Annotated in this window: 19 protein-coding genes and 1 pseudogene; 4 read left to right on the top strand and 16 right to left on the bottom strand. The window is 60.8% G+C overall.

Annotation, left to right across the window (positions count from 1 at the left end; genetic code table 11):
• Positions 1-36: 36 nt before the first annotated feature.
• The 7 genes and pseudogenes from EOC83_RS14990 to EOC83_RS14960 form a co-directional block, all read right to left on the bottom strand.
• Entirely contained in the window at positions 37-1,017 is a 981-nt protein-coding gene (locus EOC83_RS14990) for a helix-turn-helix domain-containing protein (RefSeq protein ID WP_013533169.1), read from the bottom strand.
• 298 nt (positions 1,018-1,315) lie between these two features.
• A pseudogene (locus EOC83_RS14985) lies at positions 1,316-1,560 on the bottom strand (helix-turn-helix domain-containing protein); the annotation flags it as partial.
• A 197-nt stretch (positions 1,561-1,757) separates the two neighbouring features.
• A complete protein-coding gene (locus tag EOC83_RS14980; protein ID WP_063167461.1) occupies positions 1,758-3,095 on the bottom strand; it encodes an HlyD family type I secretion periplasmic adaptor subunit in 1,338 nt (445 codons plus the stop codon).
• A 19-nt stretch (positions 3,096-3,114) separates the two neighbouring features.
• Positions 3,115-4,809, bottom strand: a complete 1,695-nt coding sequence (locus tag EOC83_RS14975) for a type I secretion system permease/ATPase (RefSeq protein WP_013533172.1) — start codon at positions 4,807-4,809, stop codon at positions 3,115-3,117.
• A gap of 63 nt (positions 4,810-4,872) precedes the next feature.
• Positions 4,873-9,552: a VCBS domain-containing protein gene (locus EOC83_RS14970; RefSeq protein ID WP_127312458.1), complete on the bottom strand. Its 4,680-nt coding sequence runs from the start codon at positions 9,550-9,552 to the stop codon at positions 4,873-4,875.
• A 724-nt stretch (positions 9,553-10,276) separates the two neighbouring features.
• Entirely contained in the window at positions 10,277-10,879 is a 603-nt protein-coding gene (locus tag EOC83_RS14965) for a general stress protein (RefSeq protein WP_063170170.1), read from the bottom strand.
• Positions 10,880-10,899: 20 nt separating this feature from the next.
• The gene (locus EOC83_RS14960) at positions 10,900-11,643 is read right to left on the bottom strand and encodes a DUF4142 domain-containing protein (RefSeq protein ID WP_063170169.1); all 744 of its coding nucleotides are present in this window, start codon (positions 11,641-11,643) and stop codon (positions 10,900-10,902) included.
• Positions 11,644-11,806: 163 nt separating this feature from the next.
• Here EOC83_RS14960 and EOC83_RS14955 point away from each other — a divergent pair, with 163 nt between their 5' ends.
• From EOC83_RS14955 to EOC83_RS14945, 3 genes are all read left to right on the top strand, one after another.
• On the top strand, positions 11,807-11,986 hold the full coding sequence (locus tag EOC83_RS14955) for a hypothetical protein (protein WP_024502377.1): 180 nt from the start codon (positions 11,807-11,809) through the stop codon (positions 11,984-11,986).
• 152 nt (positions 11,987-12,138) lie between these two features.
• The gene (locus EOC83_RS14950) at positions 12,139-12,393 is read left to right on the top strand and encodes a DUF982 domain-containing protein (RefSeq protein WP_013533177.1); all 255 of its coding nucleotides are present in this window, start codon (positions 12,139-12,141) and stop codon (positions 12,391-12,393) included.
• 90 nt (positions 12,394-12,483) lie between these two features.
• Positions 12,484-12,810, top strand: coding sequence for a hypothetical protein (locus tag EOC83_RS14945; RefSeq protein WP_063170168.1), 327 nt, complete (start codon positions 12,484-12,486; stop codon positions 12,808-12,810).
• A 30-nt stretch (positions 12,811-12,840) separates the two neighbouring features.
• Here the strand turns inward: EOC83_RS14945 and EOC83_RS14940 are convergent, their stop codons facing one another.
• The 9 genes from EOC83_RS14940 to EOC83_RS14900 form a co-directional block, all read right to left on the bottom strand.
• Complete coding sequence (locus EOC83_RS14940) at positions 12,841-13,176, bottom strand: hypothetical protein (protein WP_244506918.1); 336 nt, start codon at positions 13,174-13,176, stop codon at positions 12,841-12,843.
• Entirely contained in the window at positions 13,176-13,535 is a 360-nt protein-coding gene (locus tag EOC83_RS14935) for a hypothetical protein (RefSeq protein ID WP_013533180.1), read from the bottom strand. The genes EOC83_RS14940 and EOC83_RS14935 overlap by 1 nt, the downstream gene beginning before the upstream one ends.
• Positions 13,535-14,755, bottom strand: a complete 1,221-nt coding sequence (locus EOC83_RS14930; protein ID WP_063170167.1) for a divalent metal cation transporter — start codon at positions 14,753-14,755, stop codon at positions 13,535-13,537. Before EOC83_RS14930 ends, EOC83_RS14935 begins: the two co-directional genes overlap by 1 nt.
• Entirely contained in the window at positions 14,752-15,213 is a 462-nt protein-coding gene (locus EOC83_RS14925; protein ID WP_063170166.1) for a hypothetical protein, read from the bottom strand. The genes EOC83_RS14930 and EOC83_RS14925 overlap by 4 nt, the downstream gene beginning before the upstream one ends.
• Positions 15,214-15,612: 399 nt before the next feature.
• The gene (locus EOC83_RS14920; protein WP_063170474.1) at positions 15,613-15,840 is read right to left on the bottom strand and encodes a hypothetical protein; all 228 of its coding nucleotides are present in this window, start codon (positions 15,838-15,840) and stop codon (positions 15,613-15,615) included.
• A 126-nt stretch (positions 15,841-15,966) separates the two neighbouring features.
• Entirely contained in the window at positions 15,967-16,569 is a 603-nt protein-coding gene (locus EOC83_RS14915; protein ID WP_063170165.1) for a hypothetical protein, read from the bottom strand.
• Between the two features lie 47 nt (positions 16,570-16,616).
• On the bottom strand, positions 16,617-16,832 hold the full coding sequence (locus EOC83_RS14910) for a hypothetical protein (protein WP_063170164.1): 216 nt from the start codon (positions 16,830-16,832) through the stop codon (positions 16,617-16,619).
• Positions 16,833-16,836: 4 nt separating this feature from the next.
• On the bottom strand, positions 16,837-17,055 hold the full coding sequence (locus EOC83_RS14905; RefSeq protein ID WP_063170163.1) for a hypothetical protein: 219 nt from the start codon (positions 17,053-17,055) through the stop codon (positions 16,837-16,839).
• On the bottom strand, positions 17,052-17,318 hold the full coding sequence (locus EOC83_RS14900; RefSeq protein ID WP_063170162.1) for a hypothetical protein: 267 nt from the start codon (positions 17,316-17,318) through the stop codon (positions 17,052-17,054). The genes EOC83_RS14905 and EOC83_RS14900 overlap by 4 nt, the downstream gene beginning before the upstream one ends.
• Positions 17,319-18,016: 698 nt before the next feature.
• On the opposite strand from EOC83_RS14900, the gene EOC83_RS14890 reads away from it, so the two are divergent.
• Positions 18,017-19,195, top strand: coding sequence for a zinc-dependent alcohol dehydrogenase (locus tag EOC83_RS14890; protein WP_063170161.1), 1,179 nt, complete (start codon positions 18,017-18,019; stop codon positions 19,193-19,195).
• The last annotated feature ends 355 nt before the right edge of the window (positions 19,196-19,550 follow it).

Below are 19,550 nucleotides of genomic sequence, written 5' to 3'. Positions count from 1 at the left end.
GCATGAATGGTGGAATTGGCCCGGATTTCGTCGGGACTAGTGGCGCTCTCGCGAGGCCGAAGAGCCGCCCGCCCGGTTCGCTGCTTCGCGACGGGTATCCGTCGGTGCGCAGCCGAACCGCGTCCGGTAGTGCTTGCAGAACTGGGACTGGTCGGCGAAGCCCCAGCGGTAAGCGATCTCGGCTACGCTGCTGATGTTGGTCACCGACATCAGCTCCTCGGCGCAAAGTTCAAGCCGGGCGTCGCGGATGAAGCCGTTGATCGACTGGTTGCTGTCCTGAAAAAGGACCTGCAGGTAACGCAGGGAGATGCCGCAGGCATCAGCCACCGCCTGCGGGCCGAGGTCGGAATTCTTCAGATTGTCGCGAATATACTGCTCGGCACGATGCAAATGGCCGGCCCGGATCGACGAGATGCTGCTGTCCAGCACGCGATCGTCGCTCACGATCGACAGGCACAGCATTTCCAGGATGTGCCTGCCCATCATCTCACGAGCGACTTCAGTGATCTCATCGAGATGACCGATCGTGGTTCGCACCGTGTCGAGGAAGAGCGCGGCGATGCCTTGGGTCGCGTCGAAACTGAGCGCACTGAGCCGTTCGGCGGATCCGATCCGTGCCCGAACGCTCGATGATGGTACCTTGAGGACCCACAGCGCGTTTGGCTTGCCGTGCCAGAATTCGTAAGGCGCATCTCCCCGCTCGACGAGAAAGCCCCCCGGCCTGCAATTGACGGTTCTCGACCCTTGCGAGAAATTCACCTCCGACATCTCCGGGATCGTGATGAGCAGGCTGGCGTCACGCTCGTTGAGGAAGTGGCGGCGGTGGCGACGATAGCTTACGGCATCGCAGCGCATTTTAGACACGCTGACGAGCCCAAGCGAGAAGGTTTCCAGCGTGCCTGAAAATTCGCGACGGTTCCGATACTCGGTGTCGAGCGGAAAATAGGCTTCGGTAACAGCGGCTTGCCAGGCATCACCGCCTGCGGGACCGCCGATCGTATCGACGACGTATTTCATTCCCCGACCTTTCTGGTTGACCCGGTTGTCCCGGTGTTGTTCCGAAGATTACAGGAATTCACCGGCGCGTATTGGTCAAAAACGAATAAACTTATGTGGTCGGTTGGCCCAGGACCGGAGCTCGCGACGGTTGCAGTTGTCGTCACGATCAGTGTGCAGCTGATCAAACCAGCCTTGGCGCGCAAACCGCCAGCCGACTTGGAACCATGCATTCTTTTCGCACACTCATTCAGGAAAAGTTGTCGGCTTCCAGATGTGGGCGGAAATGATGTCCTGCAGTTCCGTGCGTACGGAAGAGTGGCAGCAGCGTGTAGCGGCGGAAAGCGACAATGTCCGCCTCGTCCTCAATCGAGAGCACCCTCGATCTCGGTTCCTTCGGACCAGTCGATAGATCGGCGACCGAAGCTCGCCTCTTCCACTTCGCAACCGTCTTCCGGTTGATCCCGTAGCGCTTGGCCAGCCCCTCAGGTTCTCTTGACTATGCTGTATCGCTCGACGGACCGCCTCTGTCGTTTTGGCGCTCCCATGCAGAACTTGGCCCATAGCGCATCCTTTCATTCGGGAGACAAGGATGCTCCATAAAGCCCGGGATCAAACATCTAGGATCATCAGATCCAGCACCAAAGAAACAGAGGGGCTGTCGGCAGGGAACATGCAGACCATGAGCGACTGGTTGTCGGCTTGTCTCCGACTGCTCTGCGTCAGAATCACCTCAAAAGCGAAGTCGCTTGGCTAATCCGTCATTTCTGGCGAAAGGCGGAGTGGAACGACACAACCAGCGGGCCCAGAATGTAGTCGAGCGCGGTGCGTTCCTCGGTGACGATCATGACTGACGCTGGCATGCCCGGATAAAGCGCAATCTGTGGGGCTGCTGCCAATTCCACCGGATCGACCGCTACGTCGGCAAGATAGTAGGGAAACCCGGTCTTGCTGTCGGTAATGCGATCCGCCGAAATGCGGGAGACGCGGCCATGAATTATGGGTATTGAGCGCTGCTTGTAGGATGTGAAACGAACTTCGGCAGCCATATCGGGTCGCAGGTTCGATATGTCCTCGACGCGAATCTGGGCCTGGACGATCAGCGAATTTTCGGTCGGCACGATATCGAGGATGGTCTGGCCCGGCGAAACGATCGCGCCTATCGAGAAGACGCTGAGATCCATCACCTGGCCGTCATACGGCGCGCGCACCTCGGCTCGGTCCATGGCAGCCTGGGCGGCAAACATCTTGGGCACGAGGTCGGAAAGGCTCGATTGCGTATCGATCAGCATGGCCGACAGCTTGGCTCGGCGCTCATTTGTCAATTGTGCGATCTGGCTTTCGAGTTCGGCTTTGCTCTGTTGGCTGCCGCCGATCGCGCCGAGGTTCTCATCGATCAGGCCCTGCAGATCCGAGGCGGATCTTTCCAGCTCCAGGATGCGTGGGCGGGTCGTCAATCCGGCCTTGAGCAGCTTCGACAGGCTGGCCTTCTCGTTGATCGTCGATTGCAACTGGGCATGGTAAGATTCGACCCGAGACTGCTTGCCCTGGATCTGCTCCTCGAGTTCGGCAATGCGCCGCTCGAGGATCTGCCTGGCGCCGGCCATCGAGGCGCGTTGGCTTTCCAGATCGGCGATCTGGTTTGCCATTGCATCCCTAAGGTAGTCTTCGTGCTCTTTGAGAATGTCCTTGGGAAAGGCAACAACCTCGCTGCCGTCCAGTTCGGCTCGGATCCTGGCATCGGTTGCGCGCAACAGCGCATATTGCTGGGCATAAAGATTGAACTCGGACCGAATCCTGGTGTCGTCCAGCTTCAGCATTATGTCGCCCTTCCTGACGACGTCGCCATCCTTGACGCGGATCTCCTTCACCGTACCGCCGTCGAAGTGCTGTACGCTTTTGCGATTGCCATCCACCTTGACGATGGCGTCGGCAAGCACGGCGCCGTTCAGCGGGGCAAAGGCCGCCCAGCCGCCAAAGATGCCAAAGAAAGCAACGATGATCAGCAGACCTATATAGGCCGGCACCCGGATCGAATCCGGGGCCAGAATACCGGCGTCGCCAGGCAGGCTCCGGTAGGTAAGCGCGCCGTCGCTCATCGCTCTCTCCAAACACGGCTCATTGCGTTGCCACCGCCATTGGCGCCGCGCGCTGGTTGAGGAGCGCCACGATCTCGTTTCTCATGCCAAAGGCCTCGACGGCGCCATCGCGCAACAGGAGGATCTTGTCGACATTCGCCAGGGTCGAGGGCCGGTGAGAGACGATGATCACCGTACTGCCGCGGCGCTTGAGTTCGATCGCGCAGTCGCTCAGCGCGCGGTCGCCATCGGCATCGAGATTGGAGCTGGGCTCGTCGAGAATGATCAGGTTCGGAGTTCCGAACACTGCGCGGGCAAGAGCAATCCGTTGGCGATATCCTCCTGACAGCACTGCGCCGCCTTCGCCGATCTGCGTCTCATAGCCTTGCGGCAGGCGGATGATCATCTCATGCACGCCGGCGAGCCGCGCGGCCTCGATGACCTCCTGGTCGACATTGGTCTTGAAGCGGCCGATGTTGGCGGCGACGGTATCGGAGAAGAGTTCGATATCCTGCGGCAGATAGCCGATGTGGTCGCCGAGCGCGTCGTGTCCCCATTGCGACAGGTCGGCGCCGTCCAGCCTGACGGTACCACGGCTGGGTTGCATGACGCCCGCGAGATGACGCGCCAGCGTCGACTTGCCGGCGCCGGAAGGGCCGACGATTCCCAGCGTCTCGCCTGCTTCCAGCCGGAACGATACGTCCCGCAGAAGCACTTTCTGCTGGCTTGCAATTGCAAAGCTGACCTGCTCAACCGAAATCTTGCCGGTGGGCTTGGGCAGGTTGAACGATCTTTCGCTCTGCGCGCCCCCGTCGACCAGCTTCTCGACCCTTGCCAACGCCGCCCGCCCCAGGATCAGGCTGCGCCAAAGGCCGACGATCTGCTCGACCGGCTGTAGCCCCCGGCCCAGCAAGAGGCTCGCGGCGAACATGGTGCCGCCGGTGATCTGCCGTTCGATCACCAGATAGGCGCCGAGGCCGAGGATCAGCGACTGCATGGTGAGCCGCAGGAAACGGATCAGACCCGACATCAGTGCGGCGCGATCGCTTGCCTCCGCCTGGCGCCGCAGCGCCAAATTGCGGTCGCGTCCCCAGCGGCGGATGAGGCCGTCGATCATCCCCATGGCGCGAACGACTTCGGCGTTTCTGAGGCTCATCTCGGTGAAATTATAGTTGGTCGTCGCCAGGTCGTTGGCCTGCTTCAGCGGCGAACGCACGATATATTCGTTTAGCACCGCCATGGCGACCAGAAGCAGCGAGCAGCCCAGCGCGAAGAAGCCGAGCCAGGGATGCAGCAGGAAGATGATGCCGATGTAGATGGGCGACCATGGCAGGTCGAACAAAGCGTGGATGCCGCTGCCGGTGATGACCTGCCTGAACGTGTCGAAGTCTCGGATGGGCTGGCTCGGCGACGAGCCGGGCGATGGGGTCTCGACCGACGCGGCCAGGACTTTTGCCGACAGCAGCCGGTCGAGCCGCGCACTGGCACGCGTCAGGATGGAGGCGCGCACCAGGTCGAGGCCGGCCAGCGAAAGAAAGGCCGCCAGCAACACCAGGGTCAGCATCACCAGCGTGGTTTCGCTGCCGCTGGTAACGACCCTGTCGTAGATCTGCAGCATGTAGAGTGGGGACGCGAGATAGAGCAGATTGATGGCCAGGCTGAACGCCGCCGCTACCAGGAAATAGCGGCGGCAGGCCCGAAGCGCATCCTTCACAATTCGAGATTTGCTATCCACGTCCAGAACCCCACTCGATACGCATCAGGCCAGGTGGGCCGCCGCTGGCGGCGGCCTTTTGGTTCACACCACGAAGTCGCTTGAAATTGCTCCATTGCCAACGCCCGTCAGCGTGAATTCCGCCGGATTGTACGAAACGGCGGTATGGCCTTGGCCGTCATCGGCAAGCTTGAAGCCGTTCGCATCGTAGCTGCCGACCAGATGCAGCGCGGTACCGTGGGTGCCGTCCGAAACGGTCAGCGTTCCGCCGCTGCCATCCTGGTTTGCCTGGTAGACGGCCGTCGTTCCCGCGCCGAACAGGATGTCCTCGAGCTCAAGCCTGTCGTCATTGGTGATGCCGCCGATCCGCCCGCTGAAATCGAAGGAATCGTCGAGCTGCAGCGTGCCGGCCGCATCGTGCGCGAAGGTGACATCCGTCGACGAGGCGCTGCCGAACTCAAGCTTCGACAGGTTGCCGATCGTGGCATCGCCGTCGCCGGTGACCTGGCCATGGATGACTATGTCGCCGCCATTGGCCAACAGCATGCCGGAATTCGCCAGCCCGCCGGTGATCGTCAGTCCACCTGAACCGGTCGCCTCCAATGTTCCGGAGTTGGTGACGACGCTGCCCCCCGTATCGATGACCAGCGCATTCGCGCCGGAGGCGATAATGGTGCCCTGGTTGTCGAGGCTCAGCATCCCGCCGCCCAACTGGCCGGCGCCCGATATCGTGTTGTCGACATTGACCAGAGTGACGTCCGGCCCCGTGCCGGAGATCACGTTGGCGGCGCTGTCGGACAACAGTATCTGCCCGCCGCCCTGCAGGGTCACGCCATGCTGGATGATTTGCAGCAGCGTTTCACCGCCGGTCGAGTCCAGCGAGATGAGGCCGCTATTGTTGATCATGCCGCTCAGCGGCAGCAAGGCGCCGTCGCCGATCGTCATGGTGCCGGCATTGTTGACCACCGGCGTCTGGTCGAAGACGAAATTGCCTGCCGTCAGCGCGCCCGAGTGCACGCCATCCAGCGTGATCGACTGCCCATCGCCCAGCGTGATCACCGCGTTGCCGTGGGCATCGTCGGCGATATGGGTCTGCAGGTCGGCAAAGTCCGCCAGTCCGTTGTAGCCGATAAGGTCGATCTGGTCGGCCGCGGCGTCGAAATTGTGCACCGTGTCGGCACCGATCGGCTGCGAGAAGACGAAGAGGTCGTTGCCGCTGGACCCGGTCAGGTAGTCGTTTCCAGACAAAGCAAAGATGGGCGAACCCTTGGCATAGATTTCCACGTTGTCCGCGATGGTCATGGTCCCGGTGGTCCCGTCCTCGTTACTCCAGGTCCCGGTCACGTTGAGCACGTGTGCACCGGTATAGGTGACCGGCGTCGTGACGGTCAGGGCGGAAACATTCGTGGTTGTTGCGGTCCAAGAGCCGTCCGCGTTGCGGGTGCCCCCATCGATCGTCCATCCGTCGGGGACGTCACTAATCGTGAGCGTAATCGCGCCATCGTGGCCGGCTGGATCGGTAAGTCCCAAGTTCACAGCCTCTCCGGCAATGCCGGCGGGCGCTGTGACACCGATGGATTGGACAATGGTACTGCTGCCTGTCGTAGCGACCACAAAGAAGGTGTGGGCTCCGGTGTTGTTGCCCAGGTTGGTCTTAGCCCCGCTCCAGGTGCCATCGCCATTCAGCGTCACGGCAACTGCGTGGGTCGGATTGTCGACGTCCCAGTACGCGCGTATCGTCACACCGGTATTATAGTGCCCGGAAAGAGTGAAATTGCCGCTTTGCCCGTTTTCCTTCGTCGCTGCGTCAAAGGTAAAGCCCTCGAATACCGTGTCGTTGCCTCCGGAGCCTGTGTTCAGAGCTGCATCCGTATAGCTTCCCGAGCTCACTGAAACGGTCGCGTTTCCGACAAAAGTCGAAGATGCGGTGAACGTTGCGACATAGGTTTTGCCGGTTGGATCTGTGGCGTCTATGGTCGGCCCGCTGGTGATCGAGCCGCTGCCTGACGTCACAATGATGTCGGCCGCCGTGAAACCGGTAGGGACTTCGCTGAAGACAAACTTTACCTGTGATGTCCCGCCTGCCGGCAGGTCTGGGGCGATGATGTCGACCGAAACGGTCGGCGCCTTGGTATCGTAGGCCTGGGTGGCATTGACAGTGCCGGTCCCCGAATTGCCCGCCGTATCGGTGATGCCAACCTGGTTCACTGTTACACTGATCGTGCCGGCATCGACGTTGGCCGTCGGGGTCACGGTCAGGTTATATACGTTGCTGGTGCCGACTTGCGTCAGCGCACCGACCGTGCCGCCCGTTACCGTCACGTCCGCAATGGTCAGCGTGCTGCCAACGCTCTCGCTGGTGGTGAAGGTGTAGAGGACACTGCCACCGGCAATGTTGGCCGTCGCCGCCGGCTCGTCGTCGGTGATGATAACCGTCGGCGCCTTGGTGTCGTAAGCTTGCGTCGCCTGGATCGCCACCGTGTTGCCGTTGCTGGCTGCATCGTTGGCCGCGCCTGCCGCCACATCTACGGTGATGATACCGGCCTGCGTATTCGCGGTTGGGATCACATCCAAGGTGTAAACCGTGCTGCTCACCGCGGTGAACGTACCCTTGGTACCGCCTCCCACAACGATATCTGATGTAACAAATCCGGTGACAGGCTCGCTGAAGGTGAAGGTGTAGAGGACATTGCCACCGGCAATGTTGGCCGTCGCCGCCGGCTCGTCGTCGGTAATCGTCACGGTCGGCGCAGTTGCGTCGATGATCTGCGCCGTCGCCGTGCCGGTGCCGACCACCAGGTGTTCAAAGTTGCCGCCCAAGGTGCCGGTGATGGTCGCGGACAGGCTTGATGCGTTGGGGGTTGCGATCACCAGTGTGCCAACGGTCTGGCCGTTAGCGATGGTGATGTCGCCATGGTCGGTGTGGACCGTGGTGACGCCTTGCGAGGCGTTGCTCAACGTCGCCGTGAAGGTGACGTTGGTATCGTGATCCGTAACGTTCGACGTGCTGAGATTCACCGTCGCGTCGGTGGTGGTGTCGGTGACGTTGGCCGTCGCCGTGCCGGTGCCGATCACCAGGTGCTCGAAGTTGCCGCCCGCGGTGGCGGTGATGTTGGCGGTCAGGCTCGATGCGTCGTTGTAGACGTCCTCGCCATTGCCCGAGGCGATCGTCAGCGTGCCGGTGGTCTGGCCATCGGCGATGGTGATGTCGCCCTTGTCGGTGGTGATCGTGGTGACGCCATGCGAGGCGTCCGACAGCGTCGCCGTGAACACGTAGTTGGCGACCGCGCCCTCGGCGACCGTCGAGGCGCTCAGGTTGACCGTCGCGTCGGTGGTGGTGTCGGTGACGTTGGCCGTCGCCGTGCCGGTGCCGATCACCAGGTGCTCGAAGTTGCCGCCCGCGGTGGCGGTGATGTTGGCGGTCAGGCTCGATGCGTCGTTGTAGACGTCCTCGCCATTGCCCGAGGCGATCGTCAGCGTGCCGGTGGTCTGGCCATCGGCGATGGTGATGTCGCCCTTGTCGGTGGTGATCGTGGTGACGCCATGCGAGGCGTCCGACAGCGTCGCCGTGAACACGTAGTTGGCGACCGCGCCCTCGGCGACCGTCGAGGCGCTCAGGTTGACCGTCGCGTTATCAGTAATTCCATTGATCGTGACCGTTACTACCTGCGCTGTCCCGTCCGCAGTCCGAACCGTGAATGTGTCGATCAAATGATCGCCCGCGTTGAGTTCCTGGACCGCACTATTCGTGTTGTCGAGCGTATAGGTCCAGGTGCCCGCCGCGTTCATCGCAAAGGTGCCGTAGCCGTGGTCAGTTGCCCCGCCGGCACCAACCGCCTGGAACGTGTTCGCCAGATTGTCGACGTCGGTATCCGTCAGCGTGCCGCTGACACTCGGGGTGCCATTGATAGCGCCGCCGGCCTCGACGACCGTGCCGGCAATGGTGCCGGAGATTACAGCCGCGTCATTGGTGCCGTTGATCGTGACCGTTACTACTTGGGCCGTGCCGTCCTGTGTGTGGACGGTAAACGTCTCGGTGAGATGCTGGCCGACGTTGAGACCCTGCACTGCCGCATTGTTGTTGTTGAGGGTGAAGGTCCAGACACCACCCGCGGTCATCTGGTAGGTCCCATACCCATGATCGCCCGCGGTTCCGGGCGCGACCGCCTGGAACGTATTGGGCGTGTTGTCGACGTCGGTATCTGTCAGCGTGCCGCTCACCGTCGGCGTCCCGGTGATGGCATTGGCGACACCGCCAGCCTCGACGACCGCGCCCGTAGAGACGCCGGAAATCACCGCGGCGTCGTTGGTGCCGGCGAAATGTACCGTCGCGGTTGCCCAGCTGAGCGTTCCATTGCCGAGCCGGACCGAGTAGATGAAGCTGTCAGTCAGGTACTGTCCCGCATTCAAGCCCTGTAACTGTGCCTTGAACGCCGCTGACAAGGTAGTCGCGTCGTATCCCACGAGTCCGTCGGACGTAATCCAGATCTTCGCGCCGTTATAACTTGTCTCGGAGGTGGGGGATTCAGTGCGTGCTAAGTCTTGGGTCAACAAATCAGCGGCGGTGTATCCATTCATTGCGCCTGTGTTGTTGATGCCATTGTCGACTGACCAGAGGGTCTTGGCATTCCCGCCGAGATCGTTGGCCATCACGTTCAGGAAGACGGATTGGAAACTATCATAGGTAAACAGGTCATCCTTCGCCTGCGGCGTGTTGGAGAAAGACGTCGTGGTGCCGCCGGCACCGGTGACCTGAGTAGCCATTTTTCAACCCCCCTTTTAAGAACAGACGCCTCATCTGTTTTTCTGTTTTATCGACAGTACTGAACGACCGGCTGCTTCCAGCCGAAGAAAAACCGCGCGAATCCAGGCAGGCATGAATTTTCGCCCTCATCCAGGCACACCGCCGCGCCTGGAACAGCCGCCTCAAGCTGGCCATTCACGGACGGATATTGACCCGATGCTGCTGGACGCGACGACTGGTCGTCACGCTACGTTCCCTACCCAACCTACATCGTCAAACTCGTGGCTTTCGACCACGAACTTTAGATGCTTCTTATATTAGGAGATTATTAACTCTTATAGAGAGGAAGCGTCAACGCCCAACTTGGCCGAACAGTTAATAGTCGAACATAAGGGGAGCCACAGTCACTAGAATCGAGTTGTGAGATCGAACAGGCGCACGCCCGATATGAGCCAGGCGGCAGACGTGCGGCTCAGCGTGACCAGAGCCCGCCAGCGCACCACCATACCAACACCGCACCTTGATCGCTGAGTACTTTTCGTGCAGCACGCCAACCCGACAGCCAGCCAGTTCGCTTGAACGGTCGGGGATTCAACTGAGATCACTTAACGCGCCGGACAGCCGGGAAGCTTCATGCCTTGCTCACGGAGATCTTGAAGCCGGGCAACTCGAACATCTGTCCCACACGCTCCGTAGCACTTCGTGAAACCTCGTCGTTCGGTACGTGCGACCACACCTCCTCGTTCAAGGCCGATTGATCGCCCGAGCGCTGTCGCGATCGGTCTCGTCAGGGATATATTCGCCGGCATTGGCATCGAAGCCGGTCCAGCCGCCAGCCTCGTAAGCCCTGCGGCGTTCGGCAAGATCGACCGATCTGGATTGCCCCAGAATTTCCTCGGCATTTGCAATGAGTTCATCGTCCACCCTGGCCGTGACCAACGTGCCGCCGCGGCGTACGCCCTCCGCATACACGTGGGCATCGTTCTCGGGCACGCCGGACTCCGTCAGAGCGCCGACAATGCCTCCGACCGCACCGCCTGCCACCGCCCCGGCAACGACACCTGTCGCGGTGGCGGCGAGCCAACCCGCCGCGACCACAGGTCCGACGCCCGGGATGGCCATGACCCCCAGCCCTGTCAGCAATCCGCCGGCACCGCCGATCACGGCTCCAATCCCCGCGCCAGCCCCGGCATCCTCGGCAGCCTCCGAACGGTCGCCCTCGTACCAGTCATCCGAGTTGTTGGCGACGATGCTGATGTTCGCATGCGGGACGCCCGTGGCTTCCAGTTCGCGGACCGCGTCGGCCGCGTCGTCATAGTTGTCGAACAGTCCAGTTACCGTTTTCATTGATTTCTCCTGATCCGTGCTCACTTGCTGGCGGCAACGACGTTGCCCTGATAGTCCAGGCCGACGGCGAGGCTTTCGCCTGCCTTGGTGGCATGGCCCCGCCAGATGCCCTGGTCGTCCTTGGTAAGCTTCGACACGTTGGTATAGCCTGCACCCTCGATGCGGCTCTTGGCCTGGGCTTCGGTGAAGCTGTTTGCGCCGGGAACGAGAGCGGCGGCATTGGGGGTATTGTCGGTCTTCACCGCCGGTGTTGTCGCTCCCGTGATGGCGTCCTGCCCGGCTGCGATCTTTTCGATCATCTGCTGGTGCGTCTTCAGCGTATCGACCGTTTGCTGGGCGAATGTCTTGAGCCCGGCGTTGTCGCCGCCGCTGGCATAGGTTTCGAACAGCTTGACGGCGTCGGCATGCGCCTTGCGCTGCATGTCGACATAGGCTGGATCGATCGGAGCCTGCGCATTCTTGAGCTTGTCGAGATCGCCCTGGTGCTGGGCATCAAGCGCCGGCGGCACTTTCAATTTTTGTTCGCCGGCCACCGTTGCCAGCTTGGCATTGGCCGCGCCGTGATCGCGGATCATCATCTGGGCGAAGTCCTTGATGCTCTGGTCCTGAACCTTGCCCAAGGCAATCTGGCTCGAGTCGACTTCGAACTTGCCGCCGATGGCAGCCTTGTCGACGAAGGCCTGGGCGCTGTCGGCAGCAAAAGCAGGCACGGCGAGAAAAATGGAAGCAGCGGCGAGCGATGCGAAAAATTGTCGTGTTTTCATCGGCTTTGTCCTTGCCTGGGATGCGTCGCCCTAACAGGCCAAGATGCGCTTTGTTCCGATACCCAGACGACATGCCTGCAGGCCCGGCAGCACCACGATCCACGCATGAGGCTGCCGGACTATCTCGCGTGAGATCTGCCACATCGACGGAAAATGTGGAGAAGTGACAGGCGACAGGAACGCCGGCACCATGAACCAGCGTGGCTGCAAAAAAGCCGTGGTCGAGACAAGCAGTTTCCAGGCGCCGCTATTCTACATGCAGCATGGGTTCGAGGAATTCGGCAAAGTCGAATTCGGAATTCCAGGGCACGCACGCATCTTCCTTCGCAAGGACCTGTTGTAAGTCTTGGGACGGGCGCGCACGGACGGCCAACGGCTAGTTGTTTCAAACGCCAGGTGCTCTGGAACAAATCGACGGTTGCGGAGTTAAAGCGCGTCGCGACGCGCAGTCTTGCAGCGGCGTGTCGAATAGAGTGCATCCCGCTGGAGAGGCATGTGCGTACTGGACATTTCAGAAAGCCGATTGTCATTCAACCTGGCCGGATAGACCGCGACAGGGTTGTGGTTTCGGTGTCGGACGCAGCCGAAGTGCTGCTGCGGGACTGGCCAAAGCCGACATCCGAGAGGCGTCTTGCCGCGATCAGAGCGTGCCTTGCCGTCATGCGAGGCGAAAAGCCGACAAGGGCGGCACGACAGGCGTTCATCGTTGCGGCCAAGGACGCCAGGATTCTGCTGAGCGAGCAAGTCTGACCGTGGTGGGTCGCCTCAGCGCATGCAAGCTTGGTTCCGCCGGCGCCTGCAAGTGCGATACTGCCGAGATCGGTTCGAAGGGGAGAGATTATGGCTAAGGTTACAGGTCTCACGGCTGCCGCGGCCAGAGGCGAAGTTCAGGCAGGAGCAACGCACGACAAGACGCCGGGGTTCGATCCCGCCATTGCCCCGCTTGAGACAGACGCAGAGGCCGCGGACACACAAAATCCGGTCGCTGAGACAAGTCCGCCGCGCACTCGTCCAAAATTCGAAAACGATGCCAGCTTTGCCAATGCCATGCGTCCGGTCGAAGGCGAGCCGGAACTGCGGCCTGGCGGCAACTGGCCGGTGTTGGTGATTGCAGCTGTCGTTTTGACAGCAGCCGTGGTCTTCCTGGCGGCAAGCATGCTGCGCTGAGACTAATCCCGACGATGCAGCACCCACGACCTATTCCTGGAGGTCCGGCGCGTCCTTCATGCCTGAGAGTTCAGTCATTGGGCACAGCAGCCGCGGTCGCGCGGGATCGGAGATGTCGAGCTTGTCCCAAGGAATGCGGTATAGACCGTCGCGGCGGCGTAATCGGAAAAGATCCAGCACCGCCACGCCTATGGCCGAGGCCGAAAGACGCTCGAAAGCAGCGTAGACCCCGACGTGGAATTCGGTGACGACGAAATCGTCACCATCCCGTTCGGCGCGGATCTCCTCGATATAACCGACATTCTTGCCGCGCTGCGAGAGTACGCGCCGCCCCGCCAGATGCTCGAGATTGACCGTAATCATCATCAAGCTCCCGGAATGCGCCCGATGATATGGTCGCGCAACCAGTCCTGCCAGGCGAAGATCGACGTTTCTCGCACATCGATGTCGAACTCGATATCGATGCCGATATCTTTCACCTTGCGCCAAGCGATCCGATGAGGTTCGCCATGCTGCGTGCCGCCCAGCTTGACCGCGAGCCGCGCCATCCAGCGCCCGGGCCGTGCGCCGAGGCGACGCGCCAGGGTGATGGAGCCGAGCTCGATGGCAATGATCCGAGGCGGCTTGCCAGGCCGCAACTGCGCCACCAAACCGTCGACCTTACCGACCTTGACCTGCTCGCGGTCGACCACCTGCTTGTCCAGGAGATCACGCAGCAACTTCATCATGTGCCTCCGAATATCTGCAGCGGGATGGTCACCACCGCCAGTACGAAGCCAAGCGCGATGATGAAGATGACGGCGGCATTTGACAAAATGCCGTTGCGATGCTCGCCGACATAACGTTTGTCGTTCAGCAGAAACAGGAACGGAACGACGGTCAGCGGAAGGCTGGCAGCCGTCAGCGCCATGGAAAAGATGGTGAGCCTCAGCGGGTCAAGACCAAGCGCGATGGGAATAGCCGCCAACAGTAATGATATCGTGTAGATGGCGCTGAAACCCGGATCGTCGCGCGGCTTGCGATCCTCGCCCCAATTCCAGCCGAACCCTTGGGCCACAAGATAGGCCTGTTGCAACCCGACCTCGAGCGCAGCGCCGAAGCAGGCGATGGCGAGAGAAGCAACAAACAGCACGAAGCCCCAGAAGCCGAATATGGGGATCAGCATCAACGGCAGTTGGTGATAGTCGTCCACCTGGGTGACGCCATGCGTGGCGAGCACGAGAGCGGCCACGATCAACACGCCGATCGAGATGGTGCCCCCGAAGGTCATGCCCAACCCCGCTATGGCCCGATTGGCGCCGAGATAGCTTTTGTCCCACCGGTCCTCGATGGCCCCCGAGGAATAGAACATGAACAGGTAGGGCGATATCGAGGCGCCCAGAATGCTGACCGCCATGAACCAGTAATTGGCGGCATCGTGGACCGGCAGCGAAGGCACGGCGCCCCTTGCGACTGCCGTCCAATCAGGTCTCAGCATCACCGCTCCGACGACGAAACACAGCGTCACCAGACCGAGAAACGACACGCCCTTCTCGATGACGCCGAACGTGCCTTTCCAGAGCAGCAGCCACGCCAGCAAAGCCACCGGCAGTGCCCACCACTGGAAGCCTATGCCCGTGGCAAGTTCGAGCGCAATGGCAACGCCGCCGATCTCGGCGGACAGCACCAGGAAATTGACCAGCAAGGCGGCAAGCAACGGCCATAGAAAGACGTTGAAACCGAACCTTTCGCGGATGCCGTCGGAGATCGTGTGATGGCTCACGGCCGCGAACCGGCCGGACATTTCGACAAGGAAGATGATGCAGACGGTGCCAAGCACCACCGCCCAGATCAACTGGAAGCCAAACATCGCGCCTGCCTGCGCCGCCGTCGCCATGGACCCAACTTCGAGGAAGCCGCCGACGCTGGTGACGACGCCGAGGGATATTTCCATGAGCTTTTTCATGGCTTCGGCGCGAAATACTTGGCGTAGGCGGCAGCGAGCGCACGCGACGCCAGCCGTAAATCCTGTTGCGCGTCTTGGACTTCCAGCCGGTCATCTGCCTGCAGTCCGGCCTCGGCACGCGTCACCGCGACCGACAAATCATTGACTGCTTTTGTCAGAGAAGCTTGCTCGGTGGGTTCACTGGTTTCGGCGGACCGGATTTGCGCCCCCGTATCTACGAGCGTCTTGGCGATCGATTGCAGCGTGTCCACCGTGTATGCGGTCGGCGCCGCGCCGCCCATCCAAGCGTCGAGCAACATCGATGCGGTCTGTGCCGCGGAAGCCGCTGTTCGTGATTGCTGCTCGATCTCGTCGGAAGACGAGCATCCCGCCGACACGCACAACAGCAACAGCAAGCACAAACAATCCAGCCGGAAATGACGGCCGCTGAGGATCAAATTCGGCGTTTGGTGCGCCACAAGAATAGTCTCCCCTAGTGCCGAACGAGCGGTGGTCGGCTTGAATTGACCTAGAGCGTTCAGCGGGCGCGTCAACGAAAGCCCATCCGGCGGGGCGGCTGCAGGGCATGTGGACGCGACAGATCTCAGCCGGCCACCGCAACTCAAGCGGAACAAAGGATCGCGTGCGGAATTAGGAGCACAAGGAGGCGGCGGAGCCGACTTCAATTCCGTCCTGATCATCACGTCGACGTGAATGGACTGCTGGCACGGAGAATCCCGCAATGCCTCGTCTCATATCCTGGATAGTGATCGTGGCAGTCGTGATCGTCGCGGCTTGGCTGTGGTTCGGCGGCCATAGAGCAAGCAACGATGGCGGCAGCCAACCCGCGCCTCACGCGATAGACCAGAACGGGTAGGTCAATCCTGATCGGCCGGGCTGCGAGGGGCCACGATCCTGTATTCGTGGATCAGGCCGAAAACCTGATTTCTCACCGTCTCGCGCGCTTCGGGCTGGATGAAAGGCATTAGCCGGTCGACGCTTTCAACGAGTTCCGGCGGCAGGTCCGCCACCGCATCCGTGAGTTCGCTGGCATGTTCATACATGTTGTCCGTCAGCTTTTTGTCGAGGTCGGAAAGGATGCTCATCATCACGCTCCATGTCTGTCCTCTCCCGTTCTGTTAATGACCAGTCCGGCAGAGATGTTCCGCGCGAGACGGCGCTCAGACCGCTGAGTACTTGTGGTCAAGGAAGCATCGTTTCAGACCGCCCCATCACCGCAACGTCGTGTGGCCCGGGTCGCGTCGCCTGGCTTTCGGCGGGATCAGCCTCCCGGCATTGGCCCGTAAGCCCCTGACGAATTCCTCCACATACGGAAGCAACTCGAAAAGTACGATCACGGCCATCACGCAGACGATATAGATCAGTGGCAACTGCTGCGATTTCCAGACGATATCGAAGCGCGCGGTTTCCGGCCCCGCCCCGAACAACGCAAGAAACTGCGTCCAATGGAGGGAGACGACGCTGACCAGGCCCATCAGCGGGATCATTTCCAGAAAGCTGTGCACATGCTGTTCGATCGGCGTTACCCTGCGCGCCGTGGTTGCATAGCGTACATCCCACATCGCCGTCGCCTCGTGGATGAAGAAGGTGACGATCATGACAGCGATGACCAAGGCATTCACCTCGAGGAACATGGCTGCCAGCAACGGCACGCCTACTTCGGCGAACATCAGAAGATGGATCAAGGATTCCTTGGCGCCCGTGGTCGACTCGATATGTGAGGCGCGGTGGCAAAGCCAGTCTGCAAAGCCAGCGACAAGCCAGACGGGAAGCAGAAAGTACATAAGGATCAGCACGGTGGGACCTGACAGCATAAACGCGTCTGGCTTGGTTCGAGGTCTACTCAGAGACGAGCTGTCGATCACTGCCCAGGCATTTCGGTGTTTTCCTTGGGATTCTTCTGGACGCCCGCGGCTGGTGAGGTATCCGCCGGGGCGTTGCCACCCTGGTTCTGTTCAGGCGCGCGTTTCAGCGGCGAGGTCTGCCAGCCCATATCAATGTAGAAAAAGCCGACGACGAAACCGACAATGATGACTGCGGCTATCACCAGCGAGATTATCGCGTTGCGTCGCTCCATAGGCCTAGCCGCCACTTGGCTTGGGAGATGCAGGCTGGGCTGGCTGCGTACCTTGCTGATCGCCGCCGGTGCTGGTCTGCGGTGTCGGGTTGGTGTCCGTCGTGGGATTCTTGTCGACCGGTTGGCTGTTCGTGGTATCCGTCTTGGACTTGGCTGGATCGGCATTGTCATTACACGCCGCCAAGGCGAGCAATGCGGCCGACATCAAAAGCACTGCCCTCATGCTGATTTCTCCTGGCTGAGTTCGGGCGAAGCCGCCTGCCAATGACCTATCCGGTCGAACCGCACCGACAGCCCTTGTTTGACGGCGCTTCTGGCCAGCAGATGGTCCAGTTCGGCGTCCTCGATCGGGCTTCGTACGACCTGGCGGATGGCCTTACAGGCGAGTTCGGTCGAGACGAAATCATATCTCCTGCTCCTGGCGACAACATATTGTTCGACCAGCATCTTTACGCGCCTGAGCGCGATTTCTTCCGCGAATTGCATTTTGTTCCTCCTGCACGCCGAACTGCTGAACGGGTACGTTGTTCCAAAGATTTAAAACATGGCGCCCTGCCCATAGAAAGCCCGCGCTGCCGCGAGGGCGCGCGGGCTGATCAGGCTGAGGGAACCCGACCGTGCAGCATCAAACAAGGGGAGCGATGACGCTGCACGGCTACCGAACTCGCACAAACTTGAGTTGTTCCACCGCCATCATGAGTTGTTCACAGTCGAATGTGCCCAGAACAAAATCGCTTTTCATGGCCGGCATAAAGCCGCCCATTCAATCCTATCCGTACGGAACAATCAGCCTCGATGGTGGTTCGGCCGAAGCGAAATTCGGAGGACGTTATGACGAATGAAAAGTTGGCCGTGGTGAGGGCAAGGTCGGCACCGATGAGAAGGACAATCCCACCGATGTAGTCATAGCCGGTTACGAGGCGAGATGGCCGGCGAGGAACAAGTCATCAGCAGTTGGAGAACAAGCTGCAGGTCGCCGCGGCGCATGTGATGCCGGCAGGCACGCTGGCTGAACAGCACCGCAAGATGGCCGAGCCGGGTTCCGCATCCAAAGACTGAACAATCGGGCATCACGGCAGCAACTCCTATGTGTTGACCTGTATATCGACGGATTGCTGCAGACGCTCAGACGGTGCCTTTTACACGATTTGCCTTCCAACCTTCTTCCAACAAGGAGCAACCTCATGAAAGCGCTCACATGGCACGGCAAAGGCGACATCCGATGCGACCAGGTGGCTGATCCCGCTATAGAGGATGATCGCGACGTCATCATCAAGGTCATCTGCTGCGCCATATGCGGCTCGGACCTGCATCTGATGAACGGATATATGCCGACCATGGAATCGGGCGACGTGCTTGGACACGAGACCATGGGCGAGGTCGTGGAAGTCGGCCGCGGCCATTCGAAATTCAGGAAGGGTGACCGCATCGTGGTGCCGTTCAACATCTCATGCGGCGAATGCTGGTTTTGCCAGAAGGGGCTGTTCTCGCTTTGCGACAGGTCCAATCCCAATGCCAAACAGGCCGCCGAAGTGATGGGACAATCCCCGGCGGGCCTGTTCGGCTATTCGCATCTGGTCGGCGGCTATTGGGGAGGGCAAGCCGAATATCTGCGAGTCCCTTTCGCCGATGTCGGTCCGATAAAGGTGCCCGAAGGAATGGACGACGAACAGGTGCTGTTCCTCTCAGACATCTTCCCGACTGGCTACATGGCGGCTGAAAATGCCGGCATCGAGCCAGGCGATACCGTCGCTATCTGGGGCTGCGGTCCGGTCGGCCAGTTCGCCATCCAAAGCGCATGGATGCTCGGCGCCGGCCGCGTTATTGCCATAGACAAGGTGCCGGAGCGGCTGGCGATGGCTCGCGAGCACGGCAAGGCCGAGACGCTCGACTTCAGCAACTCCGATATTTACGACGCCTTGATGGCGATGACCGATGGCCGCGGTCCTGATCGCTGCATCGACTGTGTCGGTACCGAGTCGGATCCCGGCGCCAGTGCCGACGCCATGCTCGACAAGGTCAAGGCCGCCGTCTACCTCGGCACCGACAGGCCGCATGTACTGCGCGAAGCAATCTACTCCTGCCGCAAAGGCGGCACCATCTCGGTGCCCGGCGTCTATATCGGTCTCGTCGATCATATTCCGTTCGGCGCCGCCATGAACAAGGGCCTGACCTTCCGGATGGGTCAGACCCATACTCAGCGTTACCTCGAACCGCTCCTGGACATAGTCCAGAAGGGCGACATCGATCCCTCCTTCGTGATCACGCACCGGGCGGATCTCGGAGCCGGGCCGGATCTCTACAAGACGTTCCGTGACAAGCAGGATGGCTGCATCAAGGTGGTGATGCGGCCGCATGGTTGAGGTGTCGGGCTCTCGCACCAGGTCTGCCCTGAGTAAGTCGGCGGCCGTGGATCGCAATGGACCCGTTGGCACCTGGAACCTTCGATCGCGGCGACGGTTTGACCTGCAGACTTCACAGCGGCGGGACTACCGTGCCCCACCCGATGCAAAGAAAGGTGCTGCCATGAGCAATGAGAGTTCCACATCGAAACCCAGCGTCCGGTCTCCGAACGCCGATGGTCTGCCGCACCCGAGACGGGACGCCAGTGACACGGATGCCGGTGGCAAGCCGGAGACGCCGAAAACCGCAGGCACATCCCGGCCGTCGACCGCGCCGCTTGACAATCCGGTTGCCAATCGCAACGCCGGGCGGCCG

This window comes from Mesorhizobium sp. Primo-A (assembly GCF_003997175.1).
GTDB classification, from domain to species: domain Bacteria; phylum Pseudomonadota; class Alphaproteobacteria; order Rhizobiales; family Rhizobiaceae; genus Mesorhizobium; species Mesorhizobium ciceri.
This window is presented reverse-complemented; position numbering and strand designations above follow the sequence as displayed.

What these genes read in the sequence shown, in the direction of transcription:
- EOC83_RS14990 (WP_013533169.1), bottom strand. Translation starts at nt 1,017, where the DNA reads ATGAAATACGTCGTCGATACGATCGGCGGTCCCGCAGGCGGTGATGCC.
- EOC83_RS14980 (WP_063167461.1), bottom strand. Translation starts at nt 3,095, where the DNA reads ATGAGCGACGGCGCGCTTACCTACCGGAGCCTGCCTGGCGACGCCGGT.
- EOC83_RS14970 (WP_127312458.1), bottom strand. Translation starts at nt 9,552, where the DNA reads ATGGCTACTCAGGTCACCGGTGCCGGCGGCACCACGACGTCTTTCTCC.
- EOC83_RS14965 (WP_063170170.1), bottom strand. Translation starts at nt 10,879, where the DNA reads ATGAAAACGGTAACTGGACTGTTCGACAACTATGACGACGCGGCCGAC.
- EOC83_RS14960 (WP_063170169.1), bottom strand. Translation starts at nt 11,643, where the DNA reads ATGAAAACACGACAATTTTTCGCATCGCTCGCCGCTGCTTCCATTTTT.
- EOC83_RS14945 (WP_063170168.1), top strand. Translation starts at nt 12,484, where the DNA reads ATGGCTAAGGTTACAGGTCTCACGGCTGCCGCGGCCAGAGGCGAAGTT.
- EOC83_RS14940 (WP_244506918.1), bottom strand. Translation starts at nt 13,176, where the DNA reads ATGATGATTACGGTCAATCTCGAGCATCTGGCGGGGCGGCGCGTACTC.
- EOC83_RS14935 (WP_013533180.1), bottom strand. Translation starts at nt 13,535, where the DNA reads ATGAAGTTGCTGCGTGATCTCCTGGACAAGCAGGTGGTCGACCGCGAG.
- EOC83_RS14930 (WP_063170167.1), bottom strand. Translation starts at nt 14,755, where the DNA reads ATGAAAAAGCTCATGGAAATATCCCTCGGCGTCGTCACCAGCGTCGGC.
- EOC83_RS14920 (WP_063170474.1), bottom strand. Translation starts at nt 15,840, where the DNA reads ATGAGCATCCTTTCCGACCTCGACAAAAAGCTGACGGACAACATGTAT.
- EOC83_RS14915 (WP_063170165.1), bottom strand. Translation starts at nt 16,569, where the DNA reads ATGCTGTCAGGTCCCACCGTGCTGATCCTTATGTACTTTCTGCTTCCC.
- EOC83_RS14910 (WP_063170164.1), bottom strand. Translation starts at nt 16,832, where the DNA reads ATGGAGCGACGCAACGCGATAATCTCGCTGGTGATAGCCGCAGTCATC.
- EOC83_RS14905 (WP_063170163.1), bottom strand. Translation starts at nt 17,055, where the DNA reads ATGAGGGCAGTGCTTTTGATGTCGGCCGCATTGCTCGCCTTGGCGGCG.
- EOC83_RS14900 (WP_063170162.1), bottom strand. Translation starts at nt 17,318, where the DNA reads ATGCAATTCGCGGAAGAAATCGCGCTCAGGCGCGTAAAGATGCTGGTC.
- EOC83_RS14890 (WP_063170161.1), top strand. Translation starts at nt 18,017, where the DNA reads ATGAAAGCGCTCACATGGCACGGCAAAGGCGACATCCGATGCGACCAG.